The sequence below is a fragment of the Sorangium sp. So ce131 genome (assembly GCF_051519095.1).
Lineage (GTDB): Bacteria > Myxococcota_A > Polyangia > Polyangiales > Polyangiaceae > Sorangium.
Map to the genome: position 1 here is coordinate 9,601,246 of NZ_CP150455.1, position 19,641 is coordinate 9,620,886.

At 69.4% G+C, this 19,641-nt stretch carries 3 protein-coding genes; all 3 read right to left on the bottom strand.

Going from position 1 to position 19,641, the window contains the following annotated elements; translation table 11 throughout:
• Nucleotides 1-8 precede the first annotated feature (8 nt).
• Nucleotides 9-1,847 carry a carbamoyltransferase family protein gene (locus tag WMF43_RS34740; RefSeq protein ID WP_437671267.1) on the bottom strand — a complete coding sequence of 613 codons (1,839 nt, stop codon included), beginning with the start codon at nucleotides 1,845-1,847 and terminating at the stop codon, nucleotides 9-11.
• A 168-nt stretch (nucleotides 1,848-2,015) separates the two neighbouring features.
• Entirely contained in the window at nucleotides 2,016-6,767 is a 4,752-nt protein-coding gene (locus WMF43_RS34745; RefSeq protein WP_437671269.1) for an amino acid adenylation domain-containing protein, read from the bottom strand.
• Nucleotides 6,768-6,769: 2 nt separating this feature from the next.
• A complete protein-coding gene (locus WMF43_RS34750; RefSeq protein ID WP_437671271.1) occupies nucleotides 6,770-19,429 on the bottom strand; it encodes an amino acid adenylation domain-containing protein in 12,660 nt (4,219 codons plus the stop codon).
• Nucleotides 19,430-19,641 lie beyond the last annotated feature (212 nt).

Genomic DNA, 19,641 nt, shown 5'->3' on the forward strand with positions numbered 1-19,641 from the left:
GTTCTTCCTCAGTCCAGCTCGAATTCCACTTGCCCGCGTGGGTCTCTCCACTCGGGCTGCAGCGACTTGTCGAGCAAGAAGTCGCCCAGCACCAGGAAGTCCATCTCCGTTCTCATGAAGCATGCGTACGCGTCTCGAGGGCTCTCCACGATCGGCTCCCCTCGGACGTTGAACGACGTGTTGACGAGGACCGGACAGCCGGTGATCCGCTCGAACGCCTCGATGAGCTCGTAAAAGCGCGGGTTCGACTCGCGGTGCACGGTCTGGATGCGCGCCGAACAGTCCACGTGCGTGACGGCGGGGATCGAGGAGCGGACGACCTTGAGCTTGTCGAGGCCGGAGAGGCCGTCCTCTCCCTCCGGGGCGGCGCGACGGTGGCGATCGAGCACGGGGGCGACGATCGACATGTACGGGCTCTTGCCGGCGAGGTTGAACCACTGGCTCGCCTTCTCGGCCAGCACGGCCGGCGCGAAGGGGCGGAACGACTCGCGCTGCTTGATCTTCAGGTTCATGACCGACTGCGTCTCGGCGCTGCATGGGTTGCCCAGGATCGACCGGGCGCCGAGCGCGCGCGGCCCGAACTCCATGCGTCCCTGGAACCAGCCGACCACGTTGTCCCGCGCCAGGAGAGCCGCCACCTCGCTGGTGAGGGCCTCACCTTCGAGCTTGCGATAACTGGCCCCGACGGAGTCGAGGAACTCCTTGACGTCCTCCTGCGAGTAGCTGGAGCCCAGGTAGGCGCCGTGCATGCGGTCGCCGACGGTCGCCTTTCGCGGGTTCTTCATCTCGAGATGCCAGGCGGCGTAAGCCGCCCCCACCGCCCCACCGGCGTCCCCCGCGGCCGGTTGTACCCAGATCTCCTTGAATGGCCCTTCCCGGAGCAGGCGGCCGTTGGCCACGCAGTTGTAGGCCACGCCGCCGGAGAGACAGAGATAGGGCTCCCCGGTCTCCGCGTGCACGGTGCGGGCCAGGGCCATCACGACCTCCTCGGTCACGACCTGGATCGACGCCGCGAGGTCGCACTCCCGCTGGGTGATCTTGCTCTCCGGAGCGCGCGGCGGCCCGCCGAAGAGCTCTTCGAATCGCGGGCTGATCATGGTCAGACCCGTCGCGAAATCGAAGTACTTCATGTCGAGGCGAAATGTGCCGTCGGGCTTCAGATCGAGGAGGTGCTCGAGGATCTTGTCCCGGTAGATGGGGCGCCCGTACGGCGCCAACCCCATCAGCTTGTACTCGCCCGAGTCCACCTTGAACCCGCAGAAATAGGTGAACGACGAGTACAGAAGGCCGATGGAATGGGGGAAATCCAGCTGCCAGAGCGGCTCCAGGGACGCGCCGCTCCCTCGCCACACCGACGTGGTCGCCCACTCACCTACCCCGTCGACGCAGAGCACCGCCGCCCGCTGGAACGGGCTGGCGAAGAACGCGGAGGCCGCGTGGGATTGGTGATGTTCGAAGAACGACACCTCGGGCATCCGGCTCTCCGGCGTCCCGCCGAGCGCCCTCAGCTGCCGCTTCAGCTCGGAGCCGACATACAGCTTGTCGGTCAACCAGCGGGGCATGTCCGTCACGAACGTGCGGAACCCCCTCGGGGCGAACGAGAGGTACGTGCTCAGCAGCCGCATGAACTTGAGCGAGGGCTTCTCGTAGTAGGCGACTCGGTCGAGCTCGCCCATCGAGATGCCGGCCTGCTTCAGACAAGCGAGGATGGCGTTTCCAGGAAACCGGCTATCCTGCTTCTTGCGCGAGAATCGCTCCTCTTGCGCCGCGGCGACCAGCTCTCCGCCCTTCAACAGCGCCGCGGCGCTGTCGTGATAGAAGGCAGAAATGCCAAGAATATAACTCATGGTAGGCGACCTACGCGACGAGCGGGCAAGAGACGCGGGAAGAGACGCGGGAAGAGAACGCCGAGATCTCCATCTTACGACTCACGCGGGCTCGGTCAAGCAAACACCCATTGAATCAACATGAACACACGCAATCTTATACCATCTTAACACGACCATCACTCGACATCACGTGACGAGCTGCAGGTGCTCGCGGAGCGCCGCGAGGTCGTCTTCGGACAGCGCCGTCGCTGAAAAATCGCTGGCGACGACGACATTGGCGCCCTGGAGCGCGTCCTCGTCTGCGAGGCGCTCGAGCTCGTCGAACATGCGATCCAGGATTCCTTGAATCGTCGACGGATCATGGCGTGCGCCATGGCCGATGACGATATGCAACCGTCCGCCGGACAGGTAGCCGGCCACGTCGAGCAGCTCCATAGGACCGCGCTCGGGGGCGCGCAGCCCGGTGATGAGCGGCTCGACCGAGCGTAGGAGCGCGTGATTGCCTGCGTTCCGGTCGAGATCTCCCAGGTAGTTCAGGGTCACGCCGAGGCGCCAGGGCTCACGCCCCCTGCGCATCTCGGCGGCCTCGAACCCGGTGAAGCCGGCGCCGCCCCGGGTGACCGCTCGGACCGCCTGCTTTGCTGCGCGGATCCGCTGCGCGCGATCGTCGGTGATCTCGAGCGTCACCGGATACACCGCCGTGAACCAGCCGACGCTGCGGCTCAGGTCGACGCGCTCGTCGAGCTCGTCGCGCCCGTGACCTTCGAGCGCCATCGTGATCCGCTCCCGCGGCATCCACCCGGAGAGCGACTCCGCGAGCGCGGCCACCAGCGCCTCGAGCGGCTGGATGCGAAACACGTCGCGCAGCCGATCCAGGAGCTTCTGCGTCGTCGCGCGATCGAAGCTCCGCGCGAGGTGCGCTCGTGCGCCTTCGTAATCCTGTACAGCCTCGTGGTCGACGGGAATCTCGTCCGCAGGAAACGCGCGTCGGATGGCCTCCGCCCAGAACGCCTCCTCGTCGGCGAACGCAGGGGAGCCTGCCACGCTGCGAAGCGCGTGGAGCCAGTCAGCGAAGCTCGTCACCTCCGGCAGGACCTCCCGACCGCCCTCGATGGCCGAGAGCAGATCTTCGACGATGATCTGCAGCGACACCGCATCCGTGACGAGGTGGTGGGCGACGACCATCACCTCGTCCGAGCGCCCCTCGACGAGGCCCAGCGCGAGCTTCGGGCCTGACAGGGAGATCTCGCGACAGAGTCGCTCGACACCCCCCGCCGAGGGGCCGGGCACACACAGGACTGCGACGCGCCCATGCTCCTCGACGGTCTGCGTGAAGCCGCCGGCGCGCGGCTCGAAGCGCGCGCGCAGCATGGGATGGGCCCGAAGCAGGATCTCGCTCGCGGCCGCGAGCTCGTGGAGCTCGAGCTCGCGCGCGAGCTGGACGTGCACCCCGAGGTTCCAGTGATCCAGCCCCTCGCCGGGCGTCGCGAAGAAGCGCTCCTGCAGCGGGGAGAGAGGGACCTCGCCCACCTGAAAAGCCGCGGTCGACCGACGATCTGCCTCCTCGAGATGAGCGGCGAGCGCGGCGACCGTCTGGTGCTGGAAGATGTTCCTGGCGCTGACCCGAAATCCGCGCTGCCGGAGCCTGGCGACGACCTGCAGGCTCGATATCGAATCGCCGCCCAGGTCGAAGAAATTGTCCGCGCGTCCCACCGACGGGGCGCCCAGGACCGCGCTGAACACTTCCTGTACGGCGATCTCGCGCGACGTCCTCGGCTCCTCGACGGTCGCGGCCCCGGGTCCGACAAAATCGAGCCCGAGCCCACGCCGCTCGAGCTCGTTGCGATCCACCTTCCCGCTCCGGGTGAGCGGCAAGGCATCGACGGCGACGATCTGGCTCGGGACCATGGCGGCCGTCAGGCGCTGCGCGAGCTCTGCGCGCAGCGCCGCGGCGACGTCGATCCCTCCTCCTGCGGAATCGCTCGACACCACGAACGAGATCAGCCGCGGCTGCGCGCGCTCCGGCTTCACGAGCACCGTCGCGGCCTCGCGGACCGCCGGCAACGAGCAGAGCACGGAGTCGATCTCTCCGAGCTCGATGCGGTGCCCCCGCAGCTTTACCTGATGATCGCGCCGGCCGAGAAACTCGATGATACCGTCCGGCCTGACGCGCGCGACGTCGCCCGTTCGGTATACACGGGCGCTGGGCTCCGCGGCGAATGGATCCCGTACGAACGACGAAGCCGTGCGGTCAGGATCGCCGAGATAGCCGCGTCCGACCGGGAGGCCGCCGGCGAGCAGCTCGCCCGGAACCCCGATCCCGCTGAGCCGCATACGGTCGTCGACGACGTAGAGCGTCGCGTTGTGAATCGGCCTGCCGATGGGAACGCGGAGGCCGCGCGTGTCCTCGGGCAAGATCCAGTGATGTGTGATGTCGTCCGAGCACTCCGTCGGTCCATAGGCATTCAGGAGGCGCACCTCCGGAAAGCGCTCCAGGAAGCGCGCGCAAAGCCTCGGCTGGACGGCTTCTCCGGTGACCGAGACCGCGCGCAGCGGGAGGGCGGGGGGCGATTCGAGGCCGTCGATCACGTCGAGCAGCGCCCCCAGATAGGACGGCACGATCTGGAAGATCGTCACCCGGTCGTCCGCCAGCGCGCGGAGCTGCGCGTCGGGATCCCGCACGACATCGTCGTCGTAGACGACGGTAATTCCTCCGGCGCCCAGCGCCGCGAGGAGCTGCCAGACGAAGATGTCGAAGGAGAGGCCCGCGGTCTGCGCGACGACGTCTCCCTCCGTTATCCCGAGGTCCTCGATCTTGGCGAGGAGGTGATTGACCATACCGCCGTGCTCGACCATCGCCCCCTTGGGCTCGCCGGTCGAGCCCGACGTGAAGAGCACATAAGCGAGCCCTCGAGACGAGCACGCCGGACGTGCGCCGCTCGCGCCGCCCGCCGCGCGGCCAGGGCCCGCGTCCCTGCCCGGCGAGCGGTCCACGCCCCGCGCGCGGAGCTCGTCGTAGGTGAAGAACCTCGTCCGCCCCGCGAGCGCCCTGGACTCGAGATCGGGCGCCGCGGCCGGCGCACCTCCGGGTCGATCGGCCGTGGAGATGCAGAATCGGGCCCCGGACAGATCGAGCAAGCGCTCCCGGCGCAAGGCCGGAAGGCCAGGATCGATCGCCACGAACGCGCCGCCAGCGCGGTGCGTGGCGAGCAGCGAGACCAGGAGCTCGAGGCCGCGCGGAAGCATGAGCGCCACGCGGTCTTCCGCCTCCAGCCCGACACCTCGGAGACCGGCCGCGAGCTCCTCGACGAGGTCGACGAGCGTCCCGTAGTCCGTGCGGGTCGAGCCGTGGACGAAGGCACACGCGCGGGGCGACCTCTCGGCACAGGAGAAGATCCGATCCACGAAGGGCGCATCGTGGACGGGGTAGCTCCTTCCATGCATCGCCGTGACGAGACGATGTCGCTCCGATTCGCTCACGTGGCTGACGTCGCGCAATGGACGCGAGGGGTCGGCGACCAGCGCCGACAGCACGGTCAGGTAGTGCTGGACGATGAGCTCGGCAGTGGATGCGTCGAAGAGGTCGGCGGCGTACGCGAGATCTCCGCTGAGGCCGTTCGCCGCGTCGTGCACCGAGAGGACGAGGTCGAAGATGCTCGTGCCGCCGTCGAGCTTCTCCGCGCGGAAGGACAACGCGTCCGTTCTCCTCTTCTCCTCCGGCACGTTCTCGTACGAGAACATCACCTGGAAGAGGGGCGCCTGGCTGAGCGAGCGCCTGGGATTCAGCGCCTCCACGACCATCTCGAAGGGGACGTCTTGATGCTCGAGCGCAGCGAGCGCGCCCTCGGACTCCCGGAGGACGTTGCTCCGGACGCTCGCGTCCTCGTCCACCGCGCTGAGGAGCACGATGGTGTTCACGAAGAAGCCGAAGATGTCCCTCACGGTCGAGTGCCCTCGCCCGGACACCGGCACGCCGATCGCCGTGGAGCTCCCCCCAGCGCCGTACCTCGCGAGGAGGACCCGGAAGGCGCTCAAGGCGACGGCGAACGAGCTCACACCGAGCGACGAGGCCAGCTGCCTGAGGCGCGACGTCGTTTCGGATGGAACATCGAAGACGAGGGTACCACCGCGGAAGGACTGCTCCGGCGCCCTCGGGCGGTCCGCGGGCAGGTCGATGGGTGTGTCCTCCGCGGCGTGGTCGCGGAGGCGCGACACCCAGTACGCGAGCTGCTTTTGATGCTCGGCCTCCACCTCGGGGCGCCGCTGCCACTCCGCGAAATCTGCGTAGGAGAACCGCAAGGGCGCGAGCGCGGTCGTCCCCGAGAGGTAGGCCTGGACGAACTCGCGCATGAAGAGCTCGAGGGACCACGTATCCGCGATGATGTGGTGATAAACGAGCGTGAGGCGGTGCCGGTCCGCTCCCAGGCGATGGAGCTCGAAGCGGATGAGCGGCGCCCGCTCCAGGTCGAAGGGGATGCTGCGCTGCGCCTTCGCGAGGGCATCGGACCGCGCCAGCTGCTCGCGAGCCGGAGCCGCGGACAGATCTCGAAGCGGCACCTCGACCCGCAGCTCGGGGAGCACGATCTGGAGGATGTCGTCACCCTGCTGGCGGAAGACGGTCCGTAACATCGCATGGCGCGCCACGAGCGCGTGGATCACGGACCGGAACCGCGCGTGATCCAGGTCCCCATCGATCCAGAGGGCGATCGCGTTGGTGTAGTGGCCCTTGTCGGGATCCATCTGGTGGAGAAACCACATGCGCCGCTGGCCGTGCGCGACCGGGCGAGGCGCAAAGGGGTCACCCGCTCCCGGACCCCGGACGAGCTCGCGCCAGGTCGCGACGGGCAGCTCGGCCTCCCGTTGCCCGAGCCTTCGGAGCAGCTCCGCGCGCTTTTCAGGCGAGAGCTTCGCGATACGCGCCTTCAGGTCCGCATCCATGCCTACTCGATCTCCTCCAGGAGCCGTCTCAGCTCGTCGGGGTCGCCCTTCGCGAGGAGCGCCGTCTCGACGCTCGTGGACAGGACACGCGCGGTCCGCGCCGCGAACACGTCCTTCAGCGAGAGCTGTACATCGAACGCCGAGCGGATCTTCTCGGCGATCTGGGCGCTGTGCAGCGAGCTCGCTCCGAGCTCGAGCAGGTCGTCGAGGACCCCGATGCCCCCGATCCCCAGGATCTCGCCGAGGATCTCGACGACCTTCAGCTCGGTCTCCGACGCGGCCGGCACGAAGCTCGTCCGGAGGAGCGGCCGATCGTGCTGCGCCGGCCTCGACCCCGAGGTGTCATCCGCCGCGGGCCGACCTCCCACGCGAGCGGCGATGCGCCGGATGGGATGCTCGGTGGAGACGATGACGCTCGGGGGCGTGTTCTCCGAGAGCAGCGCGTCGAGGAGCTCGAGCGCGGCGTCCGGAGGGAGCGCCAGGCGGCGCGATTCGGCGGTATGAGGGATCGTGTCGTCCTCGAACATCCAGCGATCCCAGGCCACGGATAGCCACCGCACGCCCCCGCGATCCCCGGCGAAGGCGTCGAGGAACCGGTTGGCGGCCGCGTGCGCGCCGCAGCCGAGACCACCGATGTACCCGGAGAGCGATGAGAAGAGCGCCACGAACCGCACGGCGCGACCCTCGATGGCGCGCGCCAGGTTTCGCGTGCCAGCGACCTTCGTCGCGAAGTGATTCTCGAAGTCCTCCAGCGCGAGGTCGTCCAGCGCGCGGTAGGCGAGGGCCTTGTCGACCCCGGCCGCATGGAAGATCCCGGAGACGGGACCGAAGCGTTCCTCGCAGAGCGCGAGCGCCGCGGCGATCGACGCCGGATCCGCGACGTCGAGCGTCACGCAAGGGATCCTCTGCCCGCCCGGCAAGACGATGTCTTCGATGTCCTTGCGGCGTGTCCCGACCACGACGGTGGCGCCGTGACGCTCCGCGAGGTGGGCGGCCAGCCGACGCCCGATGGCGCCGAGTCCCCCCGTGATCAGGACCACGGCGCCCCGCGCGAGCAGGGCCCCTTCCGGCGCGGTGAGCGGGGCGCCGCCGGCGGCGGACCTGCGAGGCGCGTCGAGCGGAGCGAACTCGAGCTCGAAGCGCTGCGTGCCTCGCCAGGCGACGAGCGGGTATCGGCTCTCGCAGTCGAGCTCGGTGAGCAGCGCGGCGGCCAGCTCGTCCGGCGCAGCCTCCTCGGGGATGTCCACGGCTCGAAAGCGCACGTTGGGAATCTCCATCTGCGCCACCAGGCCGGATCCGTAGCCGAATGCCCAATCGGCGGACCGTACGGCCTCGCCCCTCACGGACACTCCGCCCCGGGACACGAGGACTCCGTGCACGACGGCAGACGGGTTATGCCGGGCCGCTCGACCGAGATAGCGCAGGAAGGCGTGGAGCCGCTCGAGCTCTGGCGCGCGCTCGGCGTAGACGACGGTCAGCACGCCGCCGCCCCCTTCGACCCGCACGAGGAGCTCGGAGTCGCCTCCCCCCGACAGCTCGTGGACGCGCCGCCCGGCCTCGGCCGAGGCGGACAGGAGAGCGCCCTTCCAGCGCTCGTCGACGTGGAACAGAGCGATGTCGCCCCCGCTCGCCGTCCGCACGGGCGCCGCTGTGCGCCAGCTCGGGACGTATGCGCGCGCGCGCGGTGCTTCGGGCGCTTCCGCGCGCTCCGGAGGATCGATCCAGAACCGCCGGCGCTCGAAGATCGCGCCCGGAACGCGGCGTCTCCGGAAGCTCGCCAGCGGACTGACCCGCTCGAACTCGATCGCGACGCCAAGCTCCCATAACTCACCGATGGCCGAGAACCACCGCCGCAGATCGCCCTCGTCGCGCGCCGGATGCCTGCCGAGCGGGACAGCCACCCGCTGGTCGCGCCGGAGCGACGTCGTCAGCGACTGACCCGGCCCTGCCTCGACGAAGATGGCGTCCGGGAATCGCCGCTTCGCCGCACAGACCGCCTCGTGAAACTGGACGGGGCGCTCGATCTGGTCGCGCCAGTGCCGAGCCTCTCTGAGATCCGTCGCTGTGATCTCGTCGCCGGTCACCGAGGAGAACACCACCCCGCGCCCGTGCGGCGCTCCGCGGAGCAGGCCGAGGGACGACTCGAGCTCTAGCAGGAAGCGGTCGGCGGCCGGGCTGGCCCACCTGGAATGGAAGGCGTGCGCCGTGACCAGCCGCCGCGCGGCGATCCCCCGTCGCGCGAGGAGCTCCTGAAACAACTCGACCTCGGCGGGCGGGCCCGCGAGGACGGTCATCGACGCCCCGTTGACGGCTGCCAGGTCGAGACCGGGAGGGCAGATCCCCTGGATGTCGTCTCTGCCCAGCGGCACCGCGAGCATGGCCCCAGGCGGCATGTCGTCCATGACCTCGCCCCGGACGCGGACGATCGCGAGCGCGGCCGACAGGTCCAGAGCGCCAGAGGCCACAGCCGCCGCGAGCTCGCCGACGCTGTGACCGATGTAACCGACCGGACGGAGCCCTGCATCCTCGATCGCGCGCAGCATCGCGTACGAGGCCACGAAGATCGCGACCTGCGCGAAGCGCGTCGGCGTCAGATCGGTGTCGCGATCGAGGAGCGCCCGGACGAGCGCGTCGTTCGCTCCGCCGAGCAGCTCGATACACGCGTCCTCGGCTTCTCGATACGCCGCGTTCGCGTCGCGGAGCGCTCCGAGCATGCCCCTGGATTGCGAGCCCTGCCCGGGAAAGACGACCACGATGGGCGGCCCGGACGTGGACGCGGTTCGAGCAGGCCGCGGCTCTCCCAGCGCGTCGCGGAGCTCCCCCACGGTCGCCCCGACGACGGCCCGCCGGAGCGGGAAATGCTCCCTGCCGTGCTGCGACGTGCGGAGCGGATCCTGGAGTGGCCCCTCGTGCTCGGACTCGAGGTACCGCGCCCACTCGGCTCCGAGCTTCGCGAGGCCCTCCTCCGTCCGAGCGGACAGCAGGAGAAGCTCCGGCGACCCCGGCGAAGCGTCGTCGGAAGGCGAGGCTTCCCCCCACGCCTCGAGGATGGCATGAGCATTCGTCCCGCCGATTCCGAAGGAGCTCACCGCAGCGCGCCTCCGGCCTCCGGTCCGCGGCCAGGGCCTCGACGTCGACGCCACGTAGAACGGCGAGGCCTCGACATCGAGCGCGGGGCTCACCGGATCGGCGTGCAGCGTGGGAGGGATCTCGCCGTGGTAGAGCGCGAGCGCGCACTTGATGAGCCCCGCGATCCCCGCCGCGTTGTCCAGGTGCCCCAGGTTCGACTTGATGGAGCCGAGCGCGCAGAAAGCTCGTTCGTCGGTATGCGTCCGGAAGGCCTCCGTCAGCGCCTCGAACTCGATGGGATCGCCGAGCAGGGTCCCCGTCCCGTGCGCCTCCACGAGCTGGATGGAGTCGGCCCGCGCTCCGGCGCGGTCGAGCGCCTGCACCAGGACCTCCCTCTGCCCTTCGACGCTCGGCGCGGTATACCCGGCTTTACGGGCACCGTCGTTGTTGATCATCGATCCCAGGACGACCGCCCAGATGGGATCGCGATCTCGGATCGCATCCTCCAGGCGCTTCAGGACGACGATGCCGGCGCCGTCACCGAGGACCGTCCCCGAAGCTCCGGCGCCGAAGGCGGCGCATCGCCCGTCGAGCGACAGGATCTCCGCATCGCCCGTCGAGTAGCCGGCCCTCTGCGGCACGCGGATGCTCGCGCCGCCGGCCAGGGCCATGTCGCACTCGCCGCTGGCGAGCGACGCGCAGGCCATGTGAACCGCCACGAGCGATGACGAGCAAGCGGTCTGCACGGCGACCGCAGGGCCCGTGAGCCCGAGCTTGTACGCGATCCGGCTAGGACCGCAGTCCTTCTCATTGGCCACGGCCAGCCGCCAGGCGCCCTCCCTGGCCAGGACGTCCCGCCGCGAGAGGAGGTTGTAGATGAGATAGCTGCTGAGCGTGCTGCTCGCGAAGACACCGACCTTGCGTCGCTGCTTGCCCCCCCTCATCTCCGCCGCACGAGGGTTGTAACCGGCGTTCTCCAGAGCCTCGTAGGCCGCCTCGAGGAGCACGCGCTGCTGGGGATCCAGGAGCTCGGCTTCCCGCGGCGAGATATCGAAGAGCGCCGCGTCAAAGAGATCGATGTCGTCGAGCTCGGAGCACGCCCCCACGAACCGCTCGGGATCGCGCGCGATCGCGTCCTGGCCCTCGGGCCCCAGCTCTGACGGCTGGAGTCGGCGGATCGCCTCCTTGCCCGCGCGCAGGTTCTCCCATAGCTGGTCGACGCTGCGGGCCCCCGGGAAGCGCCCTGCCATTCCGATGATGGCGAAGCGCACGTGCCCATGCGGGGGCGCGCTGGCACGGCGCTGCGGGTCGGCCGCTCGGGAGCCCGCGCCGCCGCGCGCTGAACCCTGCATCACCTCGACGAGGCGACGACCATTGCCGGTCCGGAAGAACAGGGTCACCGGCAGATCCCGGCCGACCCGTTCGCTCAGACGCTGCTTCAAACGCAGCATCGTGAGGGACGTTCCGCCGAGATCGAAGAAGTTCCTCTCCATCAGATCCGGCAGCTCGCCGAAGCTTTCGACGAGGACAGCGCGAACCGTCGCGTGTGTCGAGCTCTCCTCCTCGGCGGTCCGTGCTCGCGCCGGAGCCGCTCGCGGGACGGGAGCGCTCAGCACCAGGGCTCTTCGCTGCTCCGGGAAGGCCTCTCGAGGCGGCTCGAGGCTGGACAGCTCGCACCCGGGATCGTGCGCAATCCGGGCGAGCAGGGAGGAGAACGCCGAGACCAAGGCGCGAACGTCATCCGGCGCAGCGGCCCCTGGCCGCGCATGCAATCGGATACGGAAGTCGGTGTCAGGATAGACGATCGCCGTGAGGGGAAACGCCGTATCGTCGCTGGCCGAGACGACGCGCACGCGCAGCGCGCCCCCCTCCTCCAGACGGTCCGTCGGGTAGTTTTGAATGACGAGGGAGCTCTCGAACAGAGGGACGTGCATCGGGTAGTCGAGGGCCTCCGCGAGCGCCGCAGGGTCGTAGTCGCCGTGCGCCATCGCCTCGGACACCGACGCATGCACGTCGGAGAAGGCGCGCGCGCTCTCCGTCACGAGCACCGGGACGTTCTGGATGAACGCCCCCAAGGCCTCATGATGCGACGTTCGGCCCGAGGTCGTCAGACCGACGAGAGCATGGGAGCTCCCCGTCCACGCCATCATCACGCGGCTCCACGCGGCGACGAGCAGGGACGAGAGCGCGACGCCCGTGGTCCTGGCTCGCATGCGCAGCGCCTCGGCCACGCGCGGCGGGAGCACCTCCTCCAGCGCGATCGTGCCGCGCGCAGGCGACGCAGGCGACAAGGGCGCGCTCCTGGGAGGAACCGGGAGCCCTGCCAGCCTCGATACCCAGGTTGCGTGGGCCTCGGGCCGCGACGGCCGATAGAGCGCCCCGAGCGAATAACCTTGCGTCTCCCGGACCGGAGCCGAGCGGCCGGAGAGGAGCCGGCCAGTGACCGCCCCCAGGCTCCAGCCGTCGATGGCCACGTGATCCGTGGTGAGCACGAGGTGATGCTCATGGGCCGCGCTGCGCACCACGTGAACGCGCAGGATCGGGCCATGGGCCAGGTCGATCTTGGACGAGATCGCCCGCTTCACGAGGACGTCGAGGGCGCCGTGCCGCGCCGGAAGAGCTTCGCCGGAGAGATCGGAGAACGCGATCGACGTGGGCATCGCGGCCAGGACGATCTGGACCGGCTCGTCCAGGGTCTTCCAGTCGAAGAGGCTCCGCAGGACAGGATGCTCGGCGACGACGGCGCGATACCGGCTCTCGATTTCCTCGAAGCGGAGAGGCCCTTCCACGAGGAGGTGAACGTGACCGCTCGTCTGCGCCTCGGTGGGGTTCGCGAGGTGGCGCATCAGCATGAGCCGCTGGAGCGCGTTGAGCGGCACGATCTCCTCGATCGCGTGCAGCGTGCCCGGAGGTGCCGCCCCAGCGAATCGCTCGGAGAGCTCTTCCGCGACGGTCGGAGGGACAAGGACCCACGGAAAATCGGAGCGGCTGTAGAGCCCGCGCCGGGAGGCGTCGAGGGCGCGCACGGACGCCTGGAGCTCGTGGTGCCACCGCTCGCCGATCCGCCGCACGATCTCCTCGATCTCGAGGGGGCAGGCAACCTCCAGCGCGAGGCGGCCGGCGCGGATCAGAGCTGTCGCCTCGATCCGGGAGAGGGAAGAGCCCTGATGAAGCCCGAACTCCCGAACGCCGCCGCGCTCGACGACGGTGCCCAGGAAGTTGAACTGCACCCCAGGCTCCAGGAACCTCGAAGTACCGTCCGGAGACAGGGCGCCATCCACGAGGAGGGGCAAGAAGTCGAGCCCCCCGTACGCGAGCTCGGCTCGTGCATCCTTCATGGCCGCGATCGACTCGAGAGCGTCCTCGCTCGAGCGCACGACGTAAGGGACCCACGTGGCGCACCAGCCTACGCCGGTGGAGATGCCGAGGACCTCCTCGTCGCGACCGTGGTGCTCGACGTGGATCGGGGCCGCGGGGATCGACAGCACCTCGCAGAGCGCGCGGCCGAGCGACGCGAGGACGACATCCTGGGGCTTGGTCCGGAGCGCCCGGTTGGCCGTCCCCACCAGCGCGGCGGTCAGCTCTTCCGAGAGCTGCCACGACTTCCGGACGCTCCTGCCCGCTGGAGCCGTCGTCTCCAGGGCCGCGTAGGCAACCGGCGGATCGAAGTCGCGCAGCAGCACGTCCCAGCGCTCGACGGCGCGCGACGCGCGAGCCCTCGTCGCGACGCCGGCGACTGCGGCGACGAAGCGAGAGTAATCGAAGTCGTCGACTCCCGGGTCGTCGCCGCGAAAGAACGCCTCGAGATCCTCTAGCAGGACGTGCCAGGCATAAACATCGACGGCGAAATGGTGAGCCGCGACGACGAGATCTCCACTGGACGTCGAGCCTCGCACGCCGTGCGCCTCCGGCTCGTCCCCCTCGAAGAGGAAACCCGCGAGGAGCGGACCTCGCTCAGGCACAAAAGCCGTGCCCTGCGCGATCTCGGCGTCGATGAGCTCGTCGATCGAGCTCGCTCGCGTGCACCCGGACACGAGGCGCCACCGTCGATCCTCCGGAAGCCCGACTCTCTTGAGAGCGCCGTCCTGGTCGCGGACGAACCCCTGCGCAAAGGCCCCATGCCTCCGCGCGAGCCCTCGCAAGGCGGACTCCGCGAGGGCCACCGGATCCCCGGGCGGCAGCCGGAGCCGCACCCACTGGACGAAGCGACGAAGGGAGGCGGGCGACCTTCGAGCAAACCACTCGTGGATCGGAGCCGGCCGGTGCGCGTGGCGCGCCACCTCCGCGTCCGAAGGCCCGGTGTCACGCTCGAGTCTCGCCTCCCCGATCACGGCGGCGAGCTCGGAGAGCCGAGGGTGCTCGAGGAGCTGGCGGACCTCGATCTGCACGCCCTCGTTCCGCATCCTCGTCACGACCCGGAGCGCCGTAATGGAATCGCCGCCCAGCTCGAAAAAGTGATCGTCCGGCCCCACGCGCGCGCCGAGCACCTCGCCCACGATTGTCACGAGGGCCGCCTCGACCGGCGACTTCGCCTCCCGCGGCGCTGTCCTGTCCACGAACAGCTCCGGCGCCGGGAGCGCGTGCTCGGCGATCTTGCCGGTGGCGCCGAGCGGGAAGGCATCGATCACCGCCACGATCCACGGCACCATGTACGCAGGGAGGTGCGCGAGCAGGCGCTCGCGAAGCTGGCGACCGGAGAGCGACACTCCCGGGCTCGCAACGACGTAGGCCACGAGCGCCGGGCTGCCCGCCACGACGCGGGTGGTGACCAGGGCTTGCGCGACACCTTCCTGCTTCGAGAACGCGAGCTCGACCTCGGCGAGCTCGATCCGGTGCCCGCGCAGCTTCACCTGCCGATCCGCGCGGCCGAGGAAGTCGATGAGACCGTCCGGCCGGACGCGGACGACATCTCCGGTCCGGTACATCCGCGTCGCCGGCGGCGACGAGGCGTCGAGGGTTGGAAAGAACGCTCGGCCGGTCAGCTCGGGCTGGCCCCAGTATCCCCGCGCGACCGCGGGACCGGACACGTACAGATGGCCGCGCGCTCCCCAGGGCACGGGGCGCTTTTGCTCGTCGAGGACGAGCGCCGTCATCCCCGGAAGCGGCACGCCGATCGGAACACGGACCCGTTCCATATCGACGGCGTCACAGGCATGCTCGGTCACGAAGACGGTGGACTCCGTCGGACCGTAGGAGTTGATGAAGGCGGCGGGCTCCTGCCCCGCCGCGGCGTACGCCGCGCGAAGGCGCTCCACGTCCTTCGGCGTCGTGGCTTCGCCGCCCACGACCCACGTCTTCACCGCGGGAAGCGGCTGCCCGAGCCGGGCGCCCTCGCTCATCTCCTGGATGAGTCCACGGAACGCGACGGGTGTGTCGTTGTGCACCGTCGCTCTCTGCTCACGGAGCAGCGCGAGCTTCTGGGCCGGTGCTCGTCGCTCTTCCTCGTCCGCGACGTAAACGCGTCCTCCTAGGATCAGGAAGACGGGGATCTCGAAGATGACCGCATCAAAGCTCCACGGCGCGCCAGAGACCATGCAATCTTCCGGACCGATGCCGTATCGAGCCGAGACGGCATCCGCGAAGTGCAGCACCTGGGCGTGCTCGACGAGCACGGCCTTCGGCGCGCCGGTCGAGCCGCTCGTGTAGATGGCGTACGCGATGGCGTCTCCCCCGGACGCGCGATCGGCCACGGTCGCTCGCCGCGCGTCGTCTCGCTGAGCCGCAGCGTCGATCACCTCGAACCCGGCAGCGACGTAGCGGTCCGCGTGGGGTAGCCCGGCGACGACGAAGCGCGCCCGCAGGTCCTCTCGTACGAACGTCAGCCGCTCGGCAGGGAGATCGCGTGACAGGGGAACGAACCACGCGCCCGCCATCAGGATCCCGATCATCGCGACCACGCCGTCGATGCTGCGCTCTTCGGCGCACAGGCCGACCGGCTCTCCGGGACGCACGCCAGCGGCGCGCAGCGTCTCGGCCAGCTCGCCCGCGCGGAGCAGCAGATCGCCGTAACCGAGGCATCCCCGCCGATCGACGACGGCCACCGCCGCTGGATCGCGCTCGGCCCAGCGCGCGATCCTCTGCGTGATCGTCGGGGCCGCGCCCGCGGGCACCGGCATGTCAGCGCCGTGAACGATGGATGGTACACCGAAGGCGACGCCGTCGACGTCCGCCTCGGGATCTCGAACGAGCTCCGAGAGCAGCTGTGCGCACCCGGACGTCATGGCTCGCGCCGAGGCGGCTTCGAAGAGGTCGACGTCTGCCTGGGACTGGAACACGAGGTCGCCCCCGACGACGCCCGTGAAGAGCATGAAGTCGCTCTGACAGCCGTCATCGTCGATTTCATACGTCTCCATCGTCAGCCCCCCAACCCGGACGGGCACCCGATCGAGGTTGAGCGCGCTGGCGATGACGTCGGGATCGACCCCGGCCGGCGGCTCATGCATCGTGAACGACGCCTGGAAGAGCGGATGAACCCCGGGGTCTCGGACCACGCCGGCGACCTTCACGATCTCGGGGAACGGAACCGCCGCGTTCCGGAGGGCGCTCGTCACGACGGCGCGGACCGACAGGACGAGCTGCCGGAAGGCCGTACCCGCAGGAACGGCGATCCTCAGCGGAATGAAGTTCGGGAAGAAGCCGACGCTGCGCCCTTCGTCAGGCGAGCGCCGCTGCGTGATCGGCGTACCGATGACGAGCTCTTCCTGCCCGGTCCAGCGCCGGAGGAAAGCCGCATAGGCAGCGAGCGCGACGACGAAGCGGGTGGTTCCGCACTGCTTCGCCACGGCGTCGAGCCGTGACAGGACCCCGCTCGCCCGCGCGTGGGAATGAGCTCCTCGCTGCCGGTGCACCCTCGGCCGAGGGTAGTCGTGGGGGAGCGCGAGGACCGGCAGCTCGCCTCCGAGGTTCGCTCGCCAGTACTCCTTCGGTGCCCGCCATGCCTCGGGATCGAGGCGCAGATCAGCGGCGCCGAGCGCTGCCAGGCCGAGGGCGGGTGCTCCAGCGCGCTCCGGAGCCTCGCCGGCCCGAAGCGCGTTATAGGCAGCGCACCACGCCTCCAGCAATCGGATCAGCGACACGAAATCGGAGACGATGTGGTGCACCGTCAGCAGGAGCACGCGATGTCCGGCCTCGGTAGAGACCAGGCTCGCCCGGAGCATCGGTCCCGCCGACAGGTCGAGGGGACGCATGGCGAGCTCGGAGAGATACCGCCGCAGCGCCGCGCCGCCATGTAGGTCGCGGTGATGATGTCGCTCGACACCGAGCGAGAGCGACGGGAGGATCTCGAAGTAACAGGCCCCGTCGTCTTCCACGATCCGCGTGCAGAGGAGCGGATGCCTCCGCGCGACCTCCGCGAGGGCGCGGGTCCATGCGTCCTCGTCGAGATCCGCGGGCATTCGATACGCACGAGCGATGAGGTACCCGTACCGCCCCGGGACGGCCCTCTCGGCAGCCCAGATGGCCAGCTGGCTGCGCGTCAGCATGGCGCGCGAGGAGGAGAGAGCGGCCGGCTCGGGATCCGGCTCCAGCGGGCGACCGGAGGCCGCGACGTCCTCCAGCACGGCATCGAGCGAGCGGTCCTCGAAGAAGCGCTCGATACCAACGGTCCGCCCGAAGATCCGCTCGAGCTCGTAGGCGACCGAGGCTGCCGACAGGGAGCTCCAGCCATAGTCCGCGGCGGTCCGCGACAGATCGATCTGCGCAGGCGGCACACCCGCCATCTGAGCGACCCGCTCGACGAGGAGCGACCTCGCCCTCGCGAGCTCGGCCGTCGCCGGAGCGCTCGGGGGCGAGTCTGCTGCGGGTCGCCCGAGGGCCGGCCCGGCGTGCTGGTCGTCGCCTCCCACCCGCTCGGCGTTCGACGCAGGATCGCTCTCGCGGTAGAGCACGTGCAGCTCCCCGGCCTCGAGCTGCCTTCTGCACAGGCCTCGCTGGGTCTTTCCGCTCGTGGTCCGGGGGATCGTGCCTCGTCGTACGAGGACGACGGTGTGGGGCCGCTGCTGGAACGTCTCCGAGATCGAAGCACGAATGGCGGCGACGATCTCCGGGTACGGCGGAGTCTCTCCCTTCGTCACCTCCATGACGACGGCGATCTCCTCGCCGTCGTCCACCAGGACTCCAAAGGCCGCGCTCCCTCCCGGGATGAGCGCCTTGTGGCTCGCCTCGGCGGCGGACTCCAGATCCTCCGGATACAGGTTTGCTCCGCGGACGATCAGGAGCTCCTTGGACCGACCGGTGACGTAGAGCTCTCTCCCACGGACGAAGCCGAGATCCCCGGATCGGAGGAACCGCCCCTCCGTTCGCATCGCACCTGCCGCACCCGGCTCGATCCGGAAGTAGCCTCTCGCGACGCTCGAGCCAGCGATCCAGATCTCGCCGATGCTCCCCTCCGGGAGCTCGCGGCCCGTCTCCGGCTCCACGATGCGCACCTCGTGCTCGTCCGGGAGGAGCCCGCAGGAGACCAGCCTCGCCGCGTCGGAAGGCGCCCTGGGGGGCCCGGCGCGGCCGGCGGCGAGCGCCGATCTCGAGACGCTGGCGAGGCGCGCTCCGCGCCCCTTCGGACCGCCGCTGACGAAGAGCGTCGACTCGGCGAGGCCATAACACGGGAACAATGCCTCGCGAGCGAACCCCGCCCACGCGAACGTCTCGGCGAAATCCCCCATCACCTTCGCGCTGATCCGCTCGGCCCCGCAGAAGGCGACCTCCCACGCCCCGAGATCGAGGCGCGCGATGTCCTGTTCGGTCGCCCGATCGAGGCACATGCGGTACGCGAAGTTGGGCGCGCCGCTGATGGTCGCGCGGAACCGGCTGATGGTTTCCAGCCAGAGCAACGGCCTCTGAACGAAGGCCGTGGGCGAAAGCAGCGTCCCGGGGATCCCCGCGAACAGCGGCTCGAGCACCCCGCCGATGAGCCCCATGTCATGGTAGAGCGGCAGCCACGACAGGACCGAGCTATCGGACCGGATCTCGAACGCGCGCCATATCGTCCAGAGGTTCGCCAGAAGGTTGTCGTGACCAATCACGACGCCCCGCGGCGACGCCGTGGATCCGGAGGTGTACTGGAGGAACGCGACGGCGTCGGGTGGCCTCGCGGCAGGGAGGAAGTCGTCCCCTTCCCCCAGGTGATCCGTTGCGAAATACCGGAGGTCTGCCTGCGTCGCAGCGCCGCCGAGCGCGTCGCGAACGGAGGCCTCCAGCGCCGCCGTCGTGAGGACGCGGCTGGCGCCGCTGGTCTGCAGGACGGTGCGGATTCTCCCCCACCCCCGCTTCGATCGTGGGGGCAACAGCGGCACCGGGATGGCGCCCACGTACAGCGATCCAAAAAATGCAGCGATGTACTCGAGGCCCTGAGGATAGAGCAAGACGACGGGAGCCCCGGGGAGCACGCCGCCCCGTTCGAGGCTCCGCGCGATGGCGCCTGCGCGCGCGTGGAGCTGCGCGTAGGTCCACTCCACAGGCCTGTCGTCCTCACGCTCGACAAATCGATAGGCGATTGTGTCGGGGGTGTTCTGTGCTCTCTGGACGAGCAGCTGGTCCACCCCGAGGACTTCACGGGGGAGACCGAGCGCCGCCCAGTCGACTGTCGTCGGTGCCAACTGACATTCCCGATCGTTTATGAGGTGAACGCAATCGCTCTCGTGTCACTGAAGCCGACCGAGGCACGCGCAGGCAGACAGCTGTAACAGGCAGAGAGAGGAGCGTCAAGGCACCCACCCCGTCAGACGAAGACGCTTGAACGAGATTTACTTTCTTTAACTTACAAATCAACATCTATGCCATCACGATGCCGTCATCCAGGGGTTCAATC

Coding starts and splice junctions, on each gene's coding strand:
- WMF43_RS34745 (WP_437671269.1), bottom strand. CDS start 6,767: ATGGATGCGGACCTGAAGGCGCGTATCGCGAAGCTCTCGCCTGAAAAG.
- WMF43_RS34740 (WP_437671267.1), bottom strand. CDS start 1,847: ATGAGTTATATTCTTGGCATTTCTGCCTTCTATCACGACAGCGCCGCG.